Here is a 19,882-nt window from a genome sequence, read left to right on the forward strand (position 1 = left end):
TTCGGTGGCAGGACGTGACCGATGATCGGTGCGACGCGAACGTGCCGGAGTGGCCCGGTCAGAAGGGAACGGCAAGGACCGCACGGTGCGGTTCGGGAACCCCTGACGAATGGGTGAGGTCATTCACTGCGGGCGCACTCGGCGCCCTCTTCGCGTGAAAGCCACCGGCAGTTCGATGGCTAGATTCTGTCGACCTCGATGTCCATGGGCGCCAATATAACAGCCGGTTCCGGCTCACACCCCCGCCAGGTCCAGCCCGCCCGGCTCGAGCGCTCGCCGCCGGAGCGGGGATCCGAGTGCGCGGGCGAGGTCGGTGCCGTCGTGCTCGGAAAGCAGGGTGCCGCCGTCCCACACCATCAGCGTTGCGCTGACCGAGTGCTCGGGCGTCGAGTGGGACAGGTCGTAGTGCGCGCACCCCGGCACGCCGGCGTAGGTGACCCACAGGTCGTAGCCGGTCATGAACAGGTCCAGGTCGAACTGGACGCTCAGCCCCAGCAGTTCGCTGCGGCCGTTGTCGTCGACGCCGGCGAACGCCTCGTCCAGACCGAGCAGGCGCGGGGCATGCGGATCCGCCGACGAGAGCATCACGTGCGCGGCCGCGAACAGCGGCAGGTGCAGCGACACCGACTGCTCGCCGCCCGACAGCGCACCGTGCCGGGCGACGGTGAGCTTCTCCTCGGTGCCGTCGCCGGCGATCAGGCTGAACGAGAACACTCGCCAGCGCCGGTAGTCCAGCGCCTCGGTGAGGATCTCCGGGTAGGCCCGCTCCGGATGCGCGGCGCGCAGCGCCCGGATCCGGGCGGCGAAATGTCCACGGATGGTGGCCAGTTCGTCGGGTCCGAGCGCGGACGCGTCGCGGTCGAGGAGCTTGGACACCGCGCGGGCGCTGTCGTCGAGGTTGTCGGCGAGGACCCAGTGCACACCGATCGTGTTGCCCGACGACATGCGCCGGCCGCGCATCTCCGCGGACATCTGAGCGATCAGGTCGCGCGCGTCGACGGTCCGTTCGTGGATCTGCTGCGCCAGCCCGGTCAGCAGAGCGTCCTCGAGGATCCGGCGTTCGGACTCGGTGAGCAGTTGCTGCTGGTCGTCGCGGCGCGCGGCGATCATGGCCGCGAAGGCGCCGATCGAGGAGTGCCCCTCGTCGTGCTGGACGGTGACGGTGGTCAAACCGTCTGCGTCCCAGCGCAGTCGGTAGTCCTGGCCGGCCGCGGCGAGGCGAGCGTCGAAGTCCTGGAGCGCTCCGGTGAGGGCGGAGCGGGTCGACTTGCCCGCGGCCTCGGACACCTTGACGCCTGCGGTGGCGGCCTCGAGAGCCTCGTGCAGGGCGGAGACCTCGGCAGGCACCACCGGGGCGGGCTGATCGGCATCGGTCTGGATCCGGTACACCAGCTGGTCGCTGGTCAGCCACGCGGCATCCGAGGCGGGCCACGCGTGGGAGCCCTCGACACCGAGCAGTTCGAGGAGGTCACGGCGCGCATACGGCGCCAGACGCTGTGCGTCCGAGCGGGTCTCGGTCACCGCACCGCGCAGCGACTCGACCGCGGCGCCGTGTGCGCCCTCCGCCTTGCCGATCGCCACCACGGCCGCCTCGTGTGCCTTGCGGGCCGCGCGCTGCTCGGCGGTGCACGCGTCGATCCGGGCGCGAGCACGTTCGATCTCGGCGTCGATGTCCTCGGCGCTCGCGCCGAGCGCCTCCCGCAGGGTCTCGAGCCGCTGCACCTGCTGTTCGAGCTTCTCCTGCTGGGCCACCGTCTCTTCCGCGAACTCCTCGGCGACGTCCCGGGCCTCGGCGTGCCGGTCCTCGGCCTCGCGCAGCCGCTCGTGTTCCTTCTCCCGGTCGCGCCGGCAGCGGACGACGAGGTCGCCCTGCTTCTCGAAATGGCGGATCGCGGCGGCGAGGGCGTCGAGGTCCCGCGCCGGGTCGCCGACCCGGTGCCGGGCGGCGGTCTCGCGGAGTCTGCGGTCCTGAGTGGCGAGGTCGGCGATCGCCTGGTCCAGTTCACGCTGGACCGTCGTCGCGGCCTCCTGCCGGGTGCGGAGCGCACCCGCCGCCTCCGCGACCGAACGCAGCGCGGCGAGCACGCCGGTGGCGCGGGGCAGTGCCTTTCCGGCGGCGACGAGCGATGCGTACCGGTCCGCGGCGGCGGACTGCTCGGCGAGCGCGTCCTGCCGCCGCCGGTGCGCCTGCTCGATCGCCGCGTCGAGTTCGGCGATGCGCAACTCGCGGCGCCGCTGCCGCGCGGTGGCGCCGATGTACTCGGCGTCGGGCTTGGTGTGTCGGCCGAGCTGGATGCCCTGCCGGAACCCTCCGTCGGAGCCGACCGCCACGAGCGAGTCCGAATCGGTTTGCAGCGCAATGGAAGCCAGTAGCGCCGCCACCCGCTCCTCGGGCACGGCGGTGTCCTGTTCCGGGACGAGGACGTCGGCGAGTGTGGCGCCCTCCGGCCGGTTGCCCGCGGGCAGCGGCGCCAGGAACAGTTCGGAATCGTGCGCGGGCAGCGGACCGTCCGCGGGCAGCACCCAGCCGTCGAGCAGGTTCGCGGCCGCGAGTGCGGATTCGAGGCCGGCGGCGTCCGCGGCGGGGACGCCGTCGGCGAAGCGGACCAGCCGCCAGAACGGCGCGCCGGGCAGGCCGTCGCGATCGCCGGTGCGTTCCGGGTGCGGCGGCGGCGCGTCGTCGTGCTCGGCGGCGACGCGGGCCCGGTCCGCCGTGAGATCGGCGGCGAGGGCCGCGGACTCCGCGGCTTCGGACTCGGCCCGCGACCGGCGCGCGCGGACGGTGTCGAGGGGGTCGGTGACGTGGTCGGCGAGCAACTCGGGGAAGCCGACGCCCTCGTCGTCGCCGATCGTCTGGACCGACTCGTGCAGCGCGACGAACAGATCGCTCGAGACCCCGACCGTCGCGTACAGCGACGAGTGGGCCGTCCACCACCGGCGGATCGTGGTCTCGCACTCGCTGCGCGCGAGTTTCGCCGCCGCCGCGGCCTCGGTGACCGCCGTGGTCGACGCCTCGAGCAGTTCCCGGCCCCGATCCGCGGCCCGCTCGGCGCGTGTTCGCTCGGTGGTGGCCTTCTCGACGCCGACCATCGCGTCGCGCACGGCCCGCACGTCCCCGGAGCGCTCCTCGGCGTGGCCGCGCACCGCGGAGGTGATCTGGTCGCCTCGGGCGGTGTCGGGCAGCGCGGCCCACTCGATGCCGGCATCCACGGCAGCGGCCTGCAGGTCGTCCTCGGCGCGGGAGAGCGCGTGGGTGGCCTGCTCGACCCGGGTCGTGGACTGGGCGGATTCCTCCGCCCGCTGGGCGAGGCTGGCCTGTGCCTTGCGGGCCTTGTCGGCCTGCTGCTCGGTGGACCTGCGCAGGTCCGCGACGGCGGCACCGAGGTCGTCGAGTTGCTGCTTGCCCTCGTAGGCGCTGGACCGCTGCAGGGTCTCGAGTTCCGCGCGGGCGAGGTCGAGGGCTCGTTCGGCCGCGGTGGCGCGCTCCTCGGCCTCGACCCGTTCCTGCTGCCGTCGGGTCTGCGCGACGGCGGTGTCCCCGACGGCGGTCACGGCGGCGTCGACCGTCTCCAGCCGCCGCGACACCTGTTCGACATCCGTGCGCGCCTGCTGCCGCAGGTACTTCGTGTACACCCCGACGAACGACCGGGTCGCCTGATCCGCCTCGGTGAGCCCCTCGAGGGCCCGGCCGACCTCCTCCATGTCGCTGAACGAGCGCGCCGCCTCGACCACCAGATGGTCGTCGAGCGGGCGCAGGCCGTCGGTCAGCGCCTGCGACAGGCCCTTCGGGTCGAGGTTCTTCGCCAGCTGTGGTCGGCGCAGCGTCAGGATCAGCGTGATCAGCTGGTCGTAGCGCTGCGCACCGAGCCCGAACAGGCGCGCGTCGATCGCCGCCCGGTAGTCCACCGGACGGTCCGTGATCGCGTCGCCGCCGATCTGTTCGGCGAGCTGCTTCTTGGTCAGCGGCTGGTCACCGGCCCCGATGAGCGAGAAGTCGACGCCGACGCGGCCGTCGGCGACGAAGTGCCAGCGGGTGACCTTGTCGTTCTGCCGGGTCGCGCGCATGCCGATCCCGACGGTCACCGCCTCCGGGTCGTCGTCGTTGCCGCGGGCGAACTCCATCCACACGTACGAGTGGGCGCTGTCGTCGCCGCGGTAGAGCAGGTTCGACTTCATCGTCCGCTCCTCGCCGGCGAACGGGTTCAGCCGGCGCGGTTCGATGCGGCCGTCGAGGACGAACGGGAACAGGACCTCGAGTGCCTTCGTCTTGCCGGAACCGTTCGGGCCGCGCAGTACGAGACGGCCGTCGGCGAACGAGAACTCCTGGTCCCGGTAGTCCCACAGGTTGACGATCCCCGCGCGGGTCGGTCGGAAACGCGCACTCGCCATGCGTAATCAGCCTCTACTTCTCGGTGGAAACGACCGGGGTCGGGACGGGATCGGTGGACAGGTCGAGCTCGGGGGCACGCTCGCGCACCGTCACCGTGACACCGCGGTAGCGGGCCAGTGCCGGCAGCACGAGCACCCCGCCGGCGACGATGTGCACCAGCCGCTGGCCGTCGAGCAGGTCCACGGCGCGCCGCCGCAACCCGGAGGTGTCGGCCTGCCACTGCGCGGCGAACGTCCGCCCGAAGCGCTCGACGAGGTCCGTCACGGCGGTCTCGATCCAGCTGTCCTCGACGAACGGGTGGAGCGCCGGCTCGATCGGCGCCGATACCGGGGCAGCCGGGGCCGGGTCGGGCGCCGCGTCGCTGAGCTCGGGGAGCAGGCTCGCCTGCGGAATCGCCGAGTCGAGCTGGGCGACCAGATCCGCGGTCCGGGCCATCGGGACCGGGAGCCGCAGCGGTTCGGGGGCGTCGACGTCGAGGATCCGGTCCGCGATCTCTCCGGCCAGCAGGAGCGCCACCTGCGCGATCGTGCCCGTGCCGGGGAACCGGACGTCCGAGAGCCTGCCGGACGCGTCGATGAGGGCGATGCCCTCCGCGCGGCGCTCGGCGACCAGCCCGGTGAGCAGCTCGACGTCGGCGGCGGTGCGCGGCAACGCCAGCTGCAGGCGCTCGTCGTCGTCGAGATCGTCCGCGTACACGACCGGCTGCTGGACCAGTGCCCGGCGCACCCGGCGTGCGGTCTCGCGGGTCGCCGACTCCTCGGTCGGCGTGGCGAGCAGGCCCCGGACCGAGGACAGGTGCTGCAGTGCCCGTGGCGGCCGGAACAACGCCACCACCACAGAGCGGTTGATGTCGTAGAGCGCTTCTCCCGCTTCGGGATTCGACGCCCAGCCGGCGGCGTCGCCGTCCGCGAGGGCGATCGCCCCGCGGGCGGACAGCCAGCCTGCGGCGTCGACGAACGCGTCCCGGTCCGCGGCCCGTTCGGTGGACAGTTCCACCGACGGCACCTGTGTGGCCTCCGCGGCGACGTGGTCGGCGAGTTCGGAGAGGGTGATCTGGTTGCCCGCCCGTCCGAGCGCGGCGAGCGCCAACGCCAGATAGGCGTAGCGACGGCGGTCGAAGGGGCGCCCGTTGGCGGTGCGGGCAGGCATCGTCGCGTCGAGGCGGTCCGCGGCGGTGAACAGGCGCGCGGTGGTCTCGGTGATCTCGAGCCGGTACCCGAACAGCTCGAGCAGGTCGTCGCGCAGTTCGGTGGCCCATCGGCGCACCAGCGGCAGCGCCAGCGGATCGGGATAGGAGGTCGTGACCAGATGATTGGCCAGCACCACCCGGGCCGCCCGCTGGTACGACTCGATCATCAGCGGGGAGATCTCGCGTGCCCTCACCGCACACTCACCCGCAGCCGGTCCAGGTGCAGGCGACCGCGCGTGGTCTGCACCGTCGTCGACACCTCGTGGGGCTCGAGGGTCAGCCGGACGCCGTTCGCCGATCCCGTCGAACTGCGGACGGTGCCGCTGACCGGCACCCGTGCCGTCAGCGCGGCGGTCAGCAGGCTCAGCAGCACCTCGGTCTCCTCGTCGTCGAGCGTGCGGTCGTACGCACCCCCCGCGGCGAGGGAACGCGCGGCCTCCGCCCGGGCCCGCTGCGCGGCGAGCTGGGCGTCGCGCAACCGGCGGATGCTCGCGTCGTTGCGTTGCAGGCGGCTCGGCGCCCCGACGGCGGCGTCCCGGCCGGTCTCGGCGAGGGTGCGGGAGATCTCCACCGGTGGCGCCTCCCACCACGACCGCGAGTCCGGGATGATGTCGGCGTCCGGGTGCACGGTGGACAGGTGCCGCGGCCGGCCGAGGTCGAACACCGCCTGGAACAGGGCGTGCGCGGAGTCCTCGGTGGGGGCGGCGGCGAACCAGCCGGCCAGGTGCCGCAGCTGGCTCTCCCGGCTGACGCCACCGCGCCGGGTCTCGGTCACGCGGCGCAGCAACGACAGCACCGCCGCGATCGCGCTCATCGTGCCCTCCCGCAGCCGATCGGACTCGCTGAGCCCGCCATGGGAGTGGCCGTCACCGCCGGCGGGGGCGACGAACCACTGCGTCAGGCCGGCCCACCGGGACGCCCAGTCGGCTTCCCGGTCGGCGACTGACAGGAACAGGCGCTCGTCGCTCGTCGCCGCGCGGGCCAGCAGTGCCGGTACTCCCGTCGACTCGACGGCCGCGATCGCCGCCGCGAGCTTCGGTGCGTACCGGGCCAGATCGGAACTGAACTCACGCATGTGGGTCAGCAGCGCGTCCTTGTGGACGAGGAACTCCTCGGGCGTGATCTCGGTGGTGCGGACCAGGTCGCCGAGCGTGAGATAGAACTGCGCGGCGCGCGTCGCCATGTCCGAGAGCGTGTCGTCGAGGCGCCGCAGCTTGCGGTAGATCAGGTCGCTGTCACCGACGCGGTTCGCGTCGGCCAGCTCGTGCAGGTCGGCGAGCAGGTCGGGCAGCGCCAGCCGGGACAGGGCCGCCTCGTCGAGGCGGGCGCCGATCACGTCCTCGACGGCGCGGAACGCCTGGTATCCGAGCCGGCTGAACTGGTAGACGAAGTGCCGGTTGCGGTACTCGGCGAGCGTCGCCGCCCGGGATCCGTCATAGCTGCGTTCGAGCACGCCCCACTGGTGCAGCTGGTCCAGGAGCGGCGCGATGTCGGGGGACTTCAGCGCGGAGTGGCCGAGCCGGTGCAGCGTCTGCTCGACCTCACCGGCGTGCAGCAGCACCACGTAGTTCGCCCGGGCGTGGTCGAACGCGCGCAGTACCCAGCGGTAGTCGATGCGCTTCTCCGCGGTCGCGAACGCGAACAGCCGCAGCCGGTCGCCCAAGGCGAAGTCGTCCGTCTCGCCTCGGTTCGCGAACGCGTCTCCTGCGTCGGGTGCCGGACCGGAATCGTTCACCGTGACAGGGTAGGGGAGCGGGACCGGGTCACCTAGCCGACCGGCCGAACGCGAGCGGCGCCCGCGCGTGATATCCACCGCTGTCGGGTGGACGTCGTGCGCGGGCGCCGCGGGCGCAGGAGGGATCAGACCGGGACGGGTGCTCCGTATGTCATGACGATGTCGCCGGATGCGGTCTCCAGTCGCGCGTACGGCCGCAGGGTGACCGGACCGATCGCGCCGGAGACGCTGCCGTGGACGCCGCTGATTCGGATCTTCGCGCCCGGTCCGCTGAACTCCTTGGCGTCGACGATCGGGACGTCGGTGATGCCACCCGGCTGCAGATCGAACGTGAAGTTCTGCTGCGGGATGATGTCGCCGAGCAGTTCGGCCCTGCCTCCGACCGCGAGGTCGAGGTCGGGGGCGGTGAGCAGGTTGGTGAGTGCGAGGCCGTTGGTGCCCTCGACTTCGAAGCCGAGTGCGGGCGTGTTCAGCTGGATCGTGGCGCCGGTCAGCGCGATCGGATACCCGACCTGGTAGCCGAACGAGAGCTTGCTGCCCTCCATCGCATCGGCCCCGGGGCCGGTGATCCTGGCCTCCGCGTATCCGCTGTGGAAGAACTCCCGGCTGAGCGGTGAGCTGTCCAGCGGAGGCACAGAGGTGATCTGCGTGTCACCCTGGCTGACCTCGATGGTGTTGTTCTGCGCGTCGACGATGCTGCTGGCGTTGTTCACGACGGCTCCCGCCGTGCCCGTACCGAGCGTGAGGCCGAGTGCTGCGACACCGGCGACCGCGAGCGCCTTCTTCGAATGCGTACGCCGGTGTCCCCCCGACGTGGAGGCCTGCTGAGAACGACGGGCCCTGCGAATCTCGGTCATGAAATACCTCATCCGTTAGGTCGTTACCAGGTCACGTGCTCGTGCCCGGTCACCGGCTGGGCGCTGATATCCCGATCCACTGCAGACGCTAGTGGATTACACTGCACAATGCGGCGATTTCTCGTGGGTCGATACATGGTGTTCACGAATGATGCACGTTCTCGCGCAACCATGTTCACGTGCAACCGTGCTCAGAAATTGGCTCGCGAGGAGGCCGGTTCAGGCACGACTGCGGTTCGCGGTTTCCCAGGCGCGGTCGTAGCGATTGCCTCCGGGCCGCTTCGGATCCTTGCTGCGGTAGACGACGTACGGCCTGCCCAGGTATCCCAGCGGGGCGCTGAACACGTGGACCAGGCGGGTGTACGGCCAGATCGCCAGCAGCGCCAGCACGGTCAGACCGTGCAGCTGGAAGCTCCACGGGACGCCGACCATCAGATCCGGCTGCGGGTTCAGCGAGAAAAGGCTGCGGAACCACGGAGACACCGTCGACCGGTAGTCGTAGTGGCCGAGGACCAGGTTCTCGCCGAGGGTGTTGTACATGCCGGTCGCGATCACCGCGACGAACAGCACGTACATGATCTTGTCGCTGGTGCTGCTCGCCTTGCGCACGCTCGGAACGGTGATCCGCCGGTAGACCAGGATGGCCAGTCCGGCCACGGTCGCGAGACCGGCGGGAATCCCCATCCCGACCGCGGCCAGGTGGTACAGATTGTCCGAAATGCCCAGCGCCGCCGTCCAGCTCGCAGGAATGAGGACACCGCCGACGTGGCCGGCGAGCACCGCGAGAATGCCGAAGTGGAACAGGGGACTGCCCAGGCGAAGCAGCCGCGACTCGTACATCTGCGACGAGCGGGTGGTCCAGCCGAACTGGTCCTTGCGGTACCGCCACACATGGCCCACCACGAACGAGGTCAGGGCTATGTAGGGGAGGGTCAGCCAGAGCAGCGTGCTCAACGGGGAACTCCGATCGGGGGGTAGTCGTCGATGTGCGGGTGCAGCGCCGGATCGAGTGCGTACGTGTCGAGTCCCACGGTGTCCTCGGGCGGTCCCTCGGCGGCGAGCTTGACCACCTGCGCACGGTCGTCGGTGTCGAGGTCGGGCAGCGTCGCGCACAGCGCGTCCAGCACGCTCGCGTACGCGGATCCACCGTCGTGCAGGGACAGTCGCAGCACCTCGATGACGGCGCGGTGGTTGATCAGCAGTCGCAGGCCGCGCGCCGGGTCGGCGGTGGCCGCGAACTCGAGAACCACCGGCAGGAAGTCCGGCAGTTCGTGGTCGCCGAGTTCGAGGCCCGCATTGCGGTACGCGGTCTTGAAGCGCAGCAGCGCCATTCCCCGGTTCCTGGTGTCGCCGTACGCGTAGTACGACAGGTGCAGGCTCGACCGCCTGCGCAGGTCGAACGTCTCGACGTAGCGGGCCGCCAGCGCGATCGGGTCCTGTTCGCGCATGTGGTCGATGCAGGCGCACAGGCCTTCGCCCGCCGGTGCGGGAAGGTCGGAAGCCGCGGCACGCAGGTCGTCGAGCAGATCCAGCGTCGACTGGTGTGGATAGTCGAGGACCAGGGCCGCGATCCGCCACACCAGGCGCTGCTGGGTCTCGGACATCGAATCCGCGACCGGAGCGGCCCGCCGCGACCGCCGCATGCCGAGCACTCCCATCACGAATCCTCCCGCGAGCCGGCGGGGACGAGGCCCTCGGTGCTGCGTCCGTCCCAGTTGAGGAGGTTGATTCGCCGTTCCTTGTTCTCCGGCGCCGCACCGTTGGAGTCCTCGCCGACGAGGTGGAACTTGTCGGCGACGACGTCGAGGGCGGTCATGCCCGGCCCGCCCATCCCTGGGCCGCCGTCGTCGTCGAGGCTGCACCCGGTGGCCATGGCGTCGAGCCGGTGCGCGTCGGAACCCGCCCCCGTCGGGATCACGTACCGGTCCTCGTACTTGGCCAGCGCGAGCAGCCGGTACATCGCCGTCAGCTCGTCCGGCGTCAACCGGACCGCCGCGGCGACCTCCGGACGGATCGACTCGCCGAGGTTCACCTGACGCATGTGCGCGCGCATCGCGGCCAGCCGCTGCAACGAGGCCCGGACCGGTCCGATCTCGCCGGCGGTGAACAGTTCGGCCAGGTACTCGATCGGGATCCGCAGAGAGTCGATGGCGCCGAACAGGTTGTCGGCGGACTCGCCGTCGTGCCCGGTGTCCGACAGCGCCTCGACCATCGGGGACAGCGGCGGGATGTACCAGACCATCGGCATGGTCCGGTACTCCGGATGCAGCGGCAATGCCACCTGGTAGTCCACGATCAGCTTGTAGACGGGCGAACTCTGGGCGGCCTCGATGAATTCGGCGGAGATGCCCGCCCGCTCGGCCTCGGCGACCACCCGCGGGTCGTGCGGATTGAGGAACACCCCCAGCTGCGACGGGTAGAGGTCCTCGTTCTCGGTGACCGACGCCGCATCGAGCACGGCATCGGCGTCGTAGAGCATCACCCCGATGTAGCGGAGCCGGCCGACGCACGTCTCCGAGCAGATGGTCGGGATCCCGACCTCGATCCGCGGGTAGCAGAACGTGCACTTCTCGGCCTTGCCGGTCTTGTGGTTGAAGTAGATCTTCTTGTACGGGCAGCCGGTGACGCACTGCCGCCAGCCGCGGCACTTGTCCTGGTCGACGAGGACGATGCCGTCCTCGGACCGCTTGTAGATCGCGCCGGACGGGCAGGACGCCGCGCACGCCGGGTTGAGGCAGTGCTCGCAGATACGCGGCAGGTAGAACATGAACGTCTGCTCGAACTCGAGCTTGACCTTGTCGGACACCTTGGCCAGCAGCGGGTCCTTGCCGACCTGCTCCGGTCCCGACCCCAGGTCGTCGTCCCAGTTCGCGCCCCAGGTGACCTTGGTGTCCTCGCCGGTCAGCAGCGACTTCGGCCGTGCGACCGGGGTGGTGTCCATCGGCGCCGACGCGAGCAGGTTGTCGTAGTCGTACGTCCACGGCTCGTAGTAGTCGTTGATCGTGGGCAGGTCCGGATTCGCGAAGATGTTCAGCAGCCGCTTCATGCGCGAGCCGGACTTGAGGGTGAGCTTGCCGCGCCTGTTCAGCGTCCAGCCACCCTTCCACTTCTCCTGGTCCTGGTACTGCCGCGGATAGCCCTGTCCGGGGCGGGTTTCCACGTTGTTGAACCACGCGTACTCCACGCCGCCACGATTGGTCCACGCCTGCTTGCAGGTGACGCTGCAGGTGTGACAGCCGATGCACTTGTCCAGGTTCATCACCATGGCCATCTGCGCCATAACCCTCATGTCAGTACGTCACTTCCTGGTCGCGGCGGCGGATCGTGGTGACCTCGTCGCGCTGATTTCCGGTGGGGCCGTGGTAGTTCAGGGCGAACGACTGCTGCGCGTAGCCACCGATCAGGTGGGACGGCTTGATCATCACGCGGGTCAGCGCGTTGTGGATGCCGCCGCGCTTGCCGGTGCGTTCGGTGCGCGGCACGTCCACCGCCCGGTCCTGGGCGTGGTACATGAACACGGTTCCCTCGGGCATCCGGTGGCTGACGATCGCGCGGGCCACGACGATCCCGTTGCGGTTGGTCGCCTCGATCCAGTCGTTGTCGGCGACCCCGATCTTCGCGGCGTCCACGTCGGACATCCAGATCGTCTGGCCGCCCCGGGACAGCGTGAGCATGTGCAGGTTGTCCTGGTACGCGGAGTGGATCGACCACTTGCTGTGCGGGGTGAGGTAGCGGACCGTGACGCTGCCGCCCACGCCGTTGCCGTGTGTCTCGCCGACCGCGGGCTCCGCGAACAACGCCGTCATGTCCAGCGGCGGGCGGAAGATCGGCAGCTGTTCGCCGAGTTCGGCCATCCAGTCGTGGTCGAGGTAGAAGTGCTGCCGACCGGTCAGGGTGTGCCACGGCTTGAGCCGTTCGGTGTTGATCGTGAACGGCGAGTAGCGGCGGCCACCGGTCTCGCTGCCCGACCACTCCGGCGACGTGATCACGGGCACGGGTCGGGCCTGGGTGTCGGAGAACCGGATCCGGGTGCCCTCGTTCTCCGCCGCCAGGTCGACGAGCTGGGTGCCGGTGCGTTCCTGCAGGTGTTCGAACCCCTGGGTGGCGAGCCTGCCGTTGGTGGTGCCGGACAGCGCGAGGATCGCCTCCGCGGCGTGCCGGTCCTTCGCCAGCGACGGCCGACCCGCCGCGACACCGGACAGGGCGGTGCCGTTGACGGCGCGCAGGTACTCGACCTCCTCGGTCGGATGCGTGGTGACGCCCTTCGTTGTCAGGCCGAGTTCCTCGACCAGCGGGCCGAGCGCGCCCATCTTCTCGGCGATCGTGGTGTAGTCGCGTTCGACCACCACCAGCTTCGGCATCGTCTTGCCCGGAATCGGTTCGCACTCACCGCGTTTCCAGTCCAGCACCTTGCCGCCGGGTTGCGCGGTCGCGTCGACGGTGTCGTGCAGCAGGGGGACGGCGACGATGTCGCGCCGGGTGCCCAGGTGCTTCTCGGCGAGCCAGCTGAACCCGCGGGCGATCCGGTGGAAGGCCTCGAAATCGGTCTTCGACTCCCACGGCGGCGAGATCGCCGGCGAGAACGCGTGCACGAAGGGGTGCATGTCGGTGGACGACAGGTCGTGCTTCTCGTACCAGGTCGCCGCGGGCAGCACCACGTCCGAGAACAGGGTGGTGCTGGTCATCCGGAAGTCCAGCGTGGTCAGCAGGTCCAGCTTGCCGTTCGGCGCCTCGTCCCGCCACACCAGCTCCTCCGGGTGCACGCCCGTCGAATCGGACGCCCGCAGGTTCGACCCGGCCCCGAGGAGGTGCTGCAGGAAGTACTCGTTGCCCTTCGCGGACGAGCCGAGCAGGTTCGAGCGCCACACGATCAGGGTGCGGGGGAAGTTCTCCGGTGCGTCCGGGTCCTCCACCGCGAACTGCAGGTGCCCGGTCTTGAGTCCGTCGACGACGTGCTCGGCGGCGTCCTTGCCCAGCCGGGCCGCCTCATCGGCGAGATCGAGCGGATTGCGATTGAACGTCGGGTAGCTCGGCATCCACCCGAGCCGCGACGCGAGCGCGATGTTGTCGGCGGCGGTGCGGCCGGCGAACGCGCCGCTCGCGAGCGGCGACGCCATCGCCTCGGACGTGAACGGGTCGTAGCGCCACTGGTCGGTGGCCAGGTACCAGAACACGGTGCCCTGCATCTGTCGCGCGGGCCGGGCCCAGTCGGAGCCGAACGCGAGGGTGGACCAGCCGGTGACGGGCCGGCACTTCTCCTGCCCGACGTAGTGCGCCCACCCGCCGCCGTTGACGCCCTGGCAGCCGGTGAGCAGGGTCAGCGTGAGGAACGACCGGTAGATCTGGTCGGAGTGGAACCAGTGATTGGTGCCCGCGCCCATCAGGATCATCGACCGGCCGCCGGACCGGTCGGCGTTGTCGGCGAACTCGCGCGCGACCCGCGCCGCCGACGCCGCGGGGACGCCGGTGATGCCCTCCTGCCAGGCCGGTGTGTACGGCTCGTCGGCGTCGTCGTAGCCGGACGGCCAGGTGCCGGGAAGCCCGTCGCGGGCGACACCGTACTGGGCGAGCATCAGGTCGAACACGGTGGTGACCAGTCGGCCTGCGACCGTGCGTACGGGCACGCCGCGGCGCAGGACGCCGGGAGTGTTGGTGTCGTAACGGGGGAGGTCGATCAGGGCGGTGTCGGTGCTGCCGTGGAGGCTGAGGACGGGGTCGACTCCGTCGAGGTCGAGGTTCCACCTGCCCTTGCCGGATTCGGTGAACCGGTCGCCGAGGGAGCCGTTGGGGACGACCGGTTCGCCGGTCGCGGAGTCGAGGAGCACGGTCTTGAACTCGACCCCCTCACCCGTGTGGCCGAGGTCGGCGGCGGTGAGGAACTTGCCGGGCACACACGACGGGCCGTGACCGTTGGTCGTCGCGTCGGGTGTGCGCGGTTCCAGTGTCACCAGGTACGGCAGGTCGGTGTACGCCTTGACGTAGTCGAGGAAGCGGGGGACCTGTTTGCGGACGAAGAATTCGGTGAGGATCACGTGTCCCATCGCCATCGCCAGCGCGCCGTCGGTGCCGGGCCGGGCGGGCAGCCACTGGTCGGCGAACTTCGTGTTGTCGGCGTAGTCGGGGGACACGACGACGACCTTCTGGCCGCGGTAGCGGGCCTCGGTCATGTAGTGCGCGTCCGGGGTCCGGGTGACGGGCACGTTCGAGCCCCACATGATCAAGTAGCCGGCGTCGAACCAGTCCGCGGACTCGGGGACGTCGGTCTGGTCGCCGAACACCTGCGGCGACGCCTCCGGCAGGTCGGCGTACCAGTCGTAGAACGAGAGCATCGCGCCGCCGAGCAGCGAGATGAACCGGGCGCCGATCGCGTGGCTGACCATCGACATCGCCGGGATCGGCGAGAACCCGGCGACCCGGTCCGGGCCGTACCGCTTGATGGTGTGCACGTGGGCGGCCGCGACGATTTCCGCGGCCTCCCACCACTCGGCGCGCACGAAGCCGCCCTTGCCCCGTGCGGCCTTGTAGGTCTTCGACTTCTCCGGGTCGTCGGCGATGTCCGCCCACGCCAGGACCGGGTCCTTGAGGCGCGCCTTGGCGTCGCGGTACATCTCGAGGAGCACGCCGCGCACGTACGGGTAGCGCACCCGCGACGGCGAATACGTGTACCAGGAGAACGACGCGCCTCGGGGGCAGCCGCGCGGCTCGTACTCCGGCTTGTCCGGCCCGATCGACGGGTAGTCCGTCTGTTGCGCCTCCCAGGTGATGACCCCGTCCTTGACGTAGATCTTCCACGAGCAGGACCCGGTGCAGTTGACACCGTGCGTGGAGCGCACCACCTTGTCGTAGGACATCCGGTCCCGGTAGAAGTCGTCGGAGGTGCGGCCGCCGATCTGGTGCAGGGTGCGCAGGTCGGCCGACGCCTCGCCGCGCTGGAAGTGCTTGCCGAACCGCAGGAGCGCGTCCGCGTCCAGTTTGCCGGTGGTCTGGGACATATGAGCCTCTCGAAAGGTGAAGTGCGACAATGCAGGTGGGGTGTCCATCAGATCCGGACGAGGACGGCCCCGTCCCGCACCTCGGCCGGGTACACCCGGACCGGTGCGACGGTGTCGGTTGTGCAGGCCCCGGTGTCGAAGCGGAAGGCGTACTGGTGCAGCGGGCAGGTCACGACGGCGCCGTCGATCTGGCCGTCGGCGAGCGGCCCCGCCCGGTGCGGGCACACCGCGTCCATCGCGCGCACCGTGCCGTCGGCCAGCAGGAACACCGCGATCTGCCTGCCGTCGACCACGTACGTCCGGCCCTCGCCCGGGGTGAGGTCCGAGACCTGCCCCACCGCCACCTCGCGGTCGGTCAGCGCCGTCATCGGACCGGCACCTGGGGAAGCGGCAGCAGGGGGAGCGACGGCTGGAACTGTGCGGCCGACTTCGGCGCGCTGCGCTCGCGCCACGGGTCCCGGTACCCCGCGACCGCGATCGCCATCCTCTCGTCCAGTCCGTTCACGATGCCCTCCTCGTCTCGAATCAACAACGCCTGCAGTCGTTCCAGGCCGACCCGTGGCACCCAGTCGTAGGTGCGCTCGAGCCACTTCGCGTCCTCGCGGTAGTGCTGGATGAACCGGCCCGCGAGCTCGACCACCGCGGCGGCCGAGTCGACGGTGGCGAGCAGATCGCCCTTGCGGATGTGCGCGCCGGCGGCGCCGCCGATGTAGACCTCCCAGCGGCCGTCCCCGACGGCCACGACACCGAGGTCCTTGCACAGGGCCTCCGAGCAGTTGCGGGGGCACCCGGCGACAGCGAGCTTGAGTTTCGCCGGGGTCTCCAGCCCCTGGAACCGTTCCTCGAGCGCGATGCCGAGGTTCGTGGAGTCGCCGAGCCCGAACCGGCAGAAGTCGCTGCCGACACACGTTTTCACGGTCCGCATGCTCTTGCCGTAGGCGTAGCCGGACGGCATGTCCAGATCACCCCACACCTTCGGCAGGTCCTCCTTCTTGATGCCGAGCAGGTCGATGCGCTGACCACCGGTGACCTTGACCAGCGGCACCGCGTACCTGTCGGCGACATCGGCGATGCGCCGCAACTGGTCGGGTGTGGTGACACCGCCCTTCATCTGCGGGACCACCGAGAAGGTGCCGTCACGCTGGATGTTCGCGTGCACCCGGTCGTTGATGAACAGGGCGCCGCGCTCGTCCACCCAGTCCGGACCCCAGATCGTCCGCAGCAGCGATGCGAGGGGCATCTTCGCGGTCGCGACCTCGACTCCACCCTCGGCGAGTTCCGCGAACACCCGTGACACCGCGCGCAGGTCCCGCTCGCGGATCGCGGCGATCAGTTCCGCCTTCGTCATGGGGATACACGGCACGTACCAGTCGGCCGCCGGATCCGCCTTCAGGTCCCCGCCCGCGGCGCAGGCGACGATGTCCGCGACCAGGGCCTTGCACGAGCCGCAGCCCTTGCCTGCCCGGGTCTTCGCGCACACCTCGGTCAGCGTCTGCGCGCCGGAATGCAGGCACGCCACCAGATCGCCCTTGGTGACGCCGTTGCAGTTGCACACCTGCGCGTCGTCGGGCAGATCCGCGGCGGCCGTGGCGCCGGTGGTTCCGGCGAGGTCGAACAGCAGCGAGAGCCGGTCCTCGGGCAGCTCCACCTTGCCGTCGAACACCTGGGTCAGCAGCGCGGCCTTGCCGGTCTCACCCATCAGCGTGGCACCGACGAGCTTGCCGTCGCGTACGACCACGTTCTTGTACACGCCGGTGCGGGAGTCGTAGAACTGGACGAACTCGTCGCCGTCGAGTTCCGGTCCCTTGGCGCCCATCGCGGCGACGTCGAGTCCGGCGACCTTGAGCTTGGTGGTCGACGACGAACCCCGGTACGCCGCTTCGGGATTCGCGCCGGTGAGGTGTTCGGCGAGGACGACGGCCTGTTCCCAGACGGGCGCGACGAGACCGTACAGTTCGCCGCGGTGCTGGGCGCACTCGCCGACGGCGTACACCGAACCCTCGTCCTCGCAGCGCATCTGGTCGTCGACGACGATGCCCCGTTCGACGACGAGGCCGCCGGCGCGGGCCAGTTCGGTGTTCGGGCGGATGCCCGCCGTGACGACCACCATGTCGGCCGGCAGGCTGGTGCCGTCGGTGAACGCCACCCCGGTCACCGCGCCGAACGGGTCACGCAGCACCGCGGTGGTGCGCATGGCGGTGCGCACACCCACTCCGAGGCCCTCGATCTTCGCGCGCAGCACCTCGCCGCCGCGCTCGTCGAGCTGCTGGTTCATCAGGTGACCGGGGGAGTGCACGACGCTGACGGCCAGTCCCTGGGTGCGCAGCCCGTATGCGGCCTCGAGTCCGAGCAGTCCGCCGCCGATCACGACCGCGGTGACCCCGTCCCGGGACTGCGCCATCTGCAACATTCCGTTGGTGTCCGCGATGGTGCGGAACCCGAACACCCCTCGTCCGAGGCGGCCGTCCGGCTCGCGCAGGCCGTCCATGTTCGGGAAGAAGGTGTTCGACCCGGTCGCGACGACGAGGATGTCGTAGTCGACGACGCGGTCGCTCTCGCAGGTGACGGTCTTGGCGAACCGGTCCAGCCGCACCGCCCGGTCGCCCGCGTACAGGGTGACGCCGTTCTCGCGGTACCAGCTCATCGGGTTGAGGATGATGTCGTCGCCGTCCGCGGCCGCCTCACCTGCGAGGACGTGGGAGAGCATGATGCGGTTGTAGTTGCCGTACGGCTCGTCGCCGATCATCGTGATGTCGAACATGTCCCGGCCGCCGCGCGCGAGGATCTCCTCGACGGTGCGGGCGCCGGCCATGCCGTTGCCGATCACCAGCAGTCGCCTCTTCACGTCACCTGTGCTCGCCATGCAACGAGGGTGCGGCGCCGTGGTGACGCGGTCGCTGCCGGGACGTTACGCGGCAATCAGGAACTGCTCACCTGAGCGGAGGACGCGCTGTCAGGGTTCTGTCATCGGGTTTACTCACCGGGTCGGCGACACCCGGGACAGGCGAACTCGCCACACGGGTTGTCGGGTGGTGGATCCAGTGCCGGTACGACCCGCTGCCCGGGGAGAGATAGCGGCCCGTCGGCACGCAGGTCCAGGTCAGAGCAGGACCACCACCGCGACGAGGGCGAGCAGGGTGACGATGGTCGAGGTGACGATCGCGGTGAACGTGGCCGGTGCAAATTCACCGGACTCGATCTGCCGGCTGATGGCCCGGTATCGGAACGTGCCGTACAGGGACACCAGCAGCCCCGCCGCGATCAGGATGAATCCGGCGGCCACGGCGTGGCCGCCGCGGTTCGGTGCGAACTTGGCGACCGCCACGCCGAGTGCGGCGACGCTGATCCCGGTTCGGTGCCACGCGAGATAGGTTCGCTCGTTCGCGAGGTGGTCGCGAGCGGTGCTCCCGGTGTTCGGCTGAGCGGGACCGAAGATGTTGCGGATCATGCGCCCTCCCGAGCCCCCGTTCCCTCATTGTCCGGTATCCGCGGCGCGGTGTCGTCCGGTGACGCGTCCCCGGAGCGCTCGATTTCCCGCCCGCGACGCCGGGGAGTGGCCGTTGCGCTGTCGGCGGTGACGGGCGGAGGATGAATGGGAGCCGCGAGTCGGCTCGAAGCCTCTACTTTCGCTCGAAGGTTCGCATCATGTCCACCAAGACCATGTCCACCAGGATTGCCCCCGTCCTCGCCGCGACCGCCGTCACCCTCTCGCTCGGAGTCCTCGTACCTCCCGTCGCATCGGCGAGTACGGCCGCGACCCCGGCCCTCGGGTCGGTCGCCCTCTGCTTCTCGGTCCCCGTCGGGTCCGCCGCCCTCGTCTGGTGCATCTGAGACCCGGACCGAATTCTGACGGATTCTCCACCGCCACAAACCGATTCCCGCCGCGCGATTGCGCCCGCGAGATGCCGGTGTGAGCGACGCGCGCTCCTCACCGGTCCTCACGGTGAGAGTCGGTCGGGATGCTCGACCGAGCCCGGTCCGTGGCGAGAATGTAGGCGCTGATCACCACGACCCACGCCGGGAACACCAGGGTCACCCAGAGGTTGAAGCTCACGACCACCAACAGAAGCACCGCGAACAGGTAGGTGGAGATCGCCAGCCATCGCGGCATCAGTCCGGTGCGCAGCCAGATGGTGCCGAGGGAGATCATGAACACCGCCGCCATGCGCACGCCGTAGACGTTGTTGACGTGCAGCATCACCTCCCGTCCGAAATACACCAGCCCGTCGGACGGCGGGGTCGACTCCGCGGACACCGCGAGTAGCCCGCCCGCGAGGGCCATCGACACGAACATCGTCGCGAGAAACAGCAGTCCGCTGCCGAGGAAGACGGTCGCGAAGAACCGGTCCTCGAGTTCCCCGAACCTGTCCCGGACGACGCCGATGAACCACAGGAAGGCGATACTCGCGAAGGGGGCCAGGATCAGGGCGAAGGTGATCTGTGACCGGTGGTGTAACCACGGTGCGCCGGTCGCGCCGGGTATCGCCGTGCGCAGCAGGGCGATGCTGGCTGCGAACAGGACACCGAACACGACGCCGGCGACCGCGGCTGCGCGTGGCGTCCGCAGCCGACCGGCCGCGGCCTCGCCCCGCGTATCGGCCATGGATCAATGGTCGCCGAAGTCCCGCCGCGGCACCAGGCATCCGTTCACGCGCCGCGCGGCATCGACATCGGCGGCATACTCGATACGAAGGCGCAGCGGCCGCTACGGAGGGGAGA

13 protein-coding genes are annotated in these 19,882 nt (G+C 70.2%); 1 reads left to right on the forward strand and 12 read right to left on the reverse strand.

Features of this window, described 5'->3' with window-relative positions; translation table 11 throughout:
* Positions 1–234 precede the first annotated feature (234 nt).
* The 11 genes from ACWEPG_RS04410 to ACWEPG_RS04460 all read right to left on the reverse strand — a co-directional run bounded on the left by ACWEPG_RS04410 (position 235) and on the right by ACWEPG_RS04460 (position 18,611).
* Positions 235–4,389 carry a TIGR02680 family protein gene (locus ACWEPG_RS04410; RefSeq protein WP_450113712.1) on the reverse strand — a complete coding sequence of 1,385 codons (4,155 nt, stop codon included), beginning with the start codon at positions 4,387–4,389 and terminating at the stop codon, positions 235–237.
* Between the two features lie 13 nt (positions 4,390–4,402).
* Positions 4,403–5,773, reverse strand: a complete 1,371-nt coding sequence (locus tag ACWEPG_RS04415) for a TIGR02678 family protein (RefSeq protein WP_450113711.1) — start codon at positions 5,771–5,773, stop codon at positions 4,403–4,405.
* On the reverse strand, positions 5,770–7,230 hold the full coding sequence (locus ACWEPG_RS04420; RefSeq protein WP_450113797.1) for a TIGR02677 family protein: 1,461 nt from the start codon (positions 7,228–7,230) through the stop codon (positions 5,770–5,772). Before ACWEPG_RS04420 ends, ACWEPG_RS04415 begins: the two co-directional genes overlap by 4 nt.
* A 209-nt stretch (positions 7,231–7,439) precedes the next feature.
* Positions 7,440–8,171 carry an MspA family porin gene (locus tag ACWEPG_RS04425; protein ID WP_450113710.1) on the reverse strand — a complete coding sequence of 244 codons (732 nt, stop codon included), beginning with the start codon at positions 8,169–8,171 and terminating at the stop codon, positions 7,440–7,442.
* A gap of 219 nt (positions 8,172–8,390) precedes the next feature.
* Complete coding sequence (narI, locus tag ACWEPG_RS04430; RefSeq protein WP_450113709.1) at positions 8,391–9,125, reverse strand: respiratory nitrate reductase subunit gamma; 735 nt, start codon at positions 9,123–9,125, stop codon at positions 8,391–8,393.
* Positions 9,122–9,829, reverse strand: a complete 708-nt coding sequence (gene narJ / locus ACWEPG_RS04435) for a nitrate reductase molybdenum cofactor assembly chaperone (protein WP_452593966.1) — start codon at positions 9,827–9,829, stop codon at positions 9,122–9,124. The genes narI and narJ overlap by 4 nt, the downstream gene beginning before the upstream one ends.
* Positions 9,829–11,460, reverse strand: a complete 1,632-nt coding sequence (gene narH, locus ACWEPG_RS04440; RefSeq protein ID WP_452593967.1) for a nitrate reductase subunit beta — start codon at positions 11,458–11,460, stop codon at positions 9,829–9,831. The genes narJ and narH overlap by 1 nt, the downstream gene beginning before the upstream one ends.
* Before the next feature lies 1 nt (position 11,461).
* Positions 11,462–15,163 (reverse strand): nitrate reductase subunit alpha, encoded by a 3,702-nt coding sequence (locus tag ACWEPG_RS04445; protein ID WP_450116666.1) that lies wholly within the window; start codon positions 15,161–15,163, stop codon positions 11,462–11,464.
* A 47-nt stretch (positions 15,164–15,210) separates the two neighbouring features.
* On the reverse strand, positions 15,211–15,531 hold the full coding sequence (locus ACWEPG_RS04450) for a Rieske (2Fe-2S) protein (RefSeq protein ID WP_450116667.1): 321 nt from the start codon (positions 15,529–15,531) through the stop codon (positions 15,211–15,213).
* Complete coding sequence (gene nirB, locus ACWEPG_RS04455) at positions 15,528–18,026, reverse strand: nitrite reductase large subunit NirB (RefSeq protein WP_450116668.1); 2,499 nt, start codon at positions 18,024–18,026, stop codon at positions 15,528–15,530. Before nirB ends, ACWEPG_RS04450 begins: the two co-directional genes overlap by 4 nt.
* Positions 18,027–18,263: 237 nt before the next feature.
* Positions 18,264–18,611 (reverse strand): YidH family protein, encoded by a 348-nt coding sequence (locus ACWEPG_RS04460; protein WP_450116669.1) that lies wholly within the window; start codon positions 18,609–18,611, stop codon positions 18,264–18,266.
* Positions 18,612–18,808: 197 nt separating this feature from the next.
* On the opposite strand from ACWEPG_RS04460, the gene ACWEPG_RS04465 reads away from it, so the two are divergent.
* A complete protein-coding gene (locus ACWEPG_RS04465; protein ID WP_450116670.1) occupies positions 18,809–18,994 on the forward strand; it encodes a hypothetical protein in 186 nt (61 codons plus the stop codon).
* Positions 18,995–19,091: 97 nt separating this feature from the next.
* Here the strand turns inward: ACWEPG_RS04465 and ACWEPG_RS04470 are convergent, their stop codons facing one another.
* A complete protein-coding gene (locus ACWEPG_RS04470; protein ID WP_450116671.1) occupies positions 19,092–19,766 on the reverse strand; it encodes a hypothetical protein in 675 nt (224 codons plus the stop codon).
* Positions 19,767–19,882: the final 116 nt, after the last annotated feature.

It is taken from the genome of Rhodococcus sp. NPDC004095 (assembly GCF_053604015.1).

Bases quoted from the DNA above. Each gene is read 5' to 3' on its own strand.
- ACWEPG_RS04410 (WP_450113712.1), bottom strand. From the start codon at position 4,389: ATGGCGAGTGCGCGTTTCCGACCGACCCGCGCGGGGATCGTCAACCTG.
- ACWEPG_RS04425 (WP_450113710.1), bottom strand. From the start codon at position 8,171: ATGACCGAGATTCGCAGGGCCCGTCGTTCTCAGCAGGCCTCCACGTCG.
- narJ (WP_452593966.1), bottom strand. From the start codon at position 9,829: ATGGGAGTGCTCGGCATGCGGCGGTCGCGGCGGGCCGCTCCGGTCGCG.
- narH (WP_452593967.1), bottom strand. From the start codon at position 11,460: ATGAGGGTTATGGCGCAGATGGCCATGGTGATGAACCTGGACAAGTGC.
- ACWEPG_RS04445 (WP_450116666.1), bottom strand. From the start codon at position 15,163: ATGTCCCAGACCACCGGCAAACTGGACGCGGACGCGCTCCTGCGGTTC.
- ACWEPG_RS04450 (WP_450116667.1), bottom strand. From the start codon at position 15,531: ATGACGGCGCTGACCGACCGCGAGGTGGCGGTGGGGCAGGTCTCGGAC.
- nirB (WP_450116668.1), bottom strand. From the start codon at position 18,026: ATGGCGAGCACAGGTGACGTGAAGAGGCGACTGCTGGTGATCGGCAAC.
- ACWEPG_RS04460 (WP_450116669.1), bottom strand. From the start codon at position 18,611: ATGATCCGCAACATCTTCGGTCCCGCTCAGCCGAACACCGGGAGCACC.
- ACWEPG_RS04465 (WP_450116670.1), top strand. From the start codon at position 18,809: ATGTCCACCAAGACCATGTCCACCAGGATTGCCCCCGTCCTCGCCGCG.
- ACWEPG_RS04470 (WP_450116671.1), bottom strand. From the start codon at position 19,766: ATGGCCGATACGCGGGGCGAGGCCGCGGCCGGTCGGCTGCGGACGCCA.